The organism is Paenibacillus silvestris (assembly GCF_009882985.1).
GTDB classification, from domain to species: Bacteria; Bacillota; Bacilli; order Paenibacillales; family NBRC-103111; genus Paenibacillus_E; species Paenibacillus_E silvestris.
Window position 1 is genome coordinate 1 of the sequence record NZ_WTUZ01000003.1, and the last position, 631, is coordinate 631.

Annotated in this window: 2 tRNA genes and 2 rRNA genes; all 4 read left to right on the forward strand. The window is 51.7% G+C overall.

The annotated features are described in order from the left end of the window. A 16S ribosomal RNA gene (locus GQF01_RS00965) occupies positions 1-90 on the forward strand; the annotation flags it as partial. 126 nt (positions 91-216) lie between these two features. Next, positions 217-334: ribosomal RNA gene (gene rrf / locus GQF01_RS00970) — 5S ribosomal RNA — on the forward strand. Positions 335-416: 82 nt separating this feature from the next. Further along, positions 417-493, forward strand: a tRNA-Ile gene (locus tag GQF01_RS00975). A gap of 15 nt (positions 494-508) precedes the next feature. After that, positions 509-584, forward strand: a tRNA-Ala gene (locus GQF01_RS00980). Positions 585-631 lie beyond the last annotated feature (47 nt).

Below are 631 nucleotides of genomic sequence, written 5' to 3' on the forward strand. Positions count from 1 at the left end.
GGGAGCCAGCCGCCGAAGGTGGGGTAGATGATTGGGGTGAAGTCGTAACAAGGTAGCCGTATCGGAAGGTGCGGCTGGATCACCTCCTTTCTATGGAGACTCGGGTCTGAGAACGACCCAGTCAAGTATCTTCGGATACACAATCGCTTACTCACTCGTGTTCAGTTTTGAAAGAGCAAGCTCTTTCAGCAAGATGGTTGATCCATGTTGCACTCGTTTGGTGATGATGGCGGAGGGGACCCACGCGTTCCCATCTCGAACACGACCGNTTAAGCCCTCCAGCGTCGATGGTACTTGAACCGCAGGGTTCTGGGAGAGTAGAACGTTGCCAAGCGGACCCATGGCAAGCTTTCGAAGAAAGCTTCGAAAGCTTGTAGGTGGGTTTTTATTTTGGGAAGTTTATCCCAAACACATATTGGCCCTTAGCTCAGCTGGTTAGAGCGCACCCCTGATAAGGGTGAGGTCGGTGGTTCGAGTCCACTAGGGCCAACCAATTCTTTTCATATATGGGGCCATAGCTCAGCTGGGAGAGCGCCTGCCTTGCAAGCAGGAGGTCAGCGGTTCGATCCCGCTTGGCTCCACCAATCATCATTTTAAGACAGAGATTTCCAAGAAATTTCGACTTGAAATG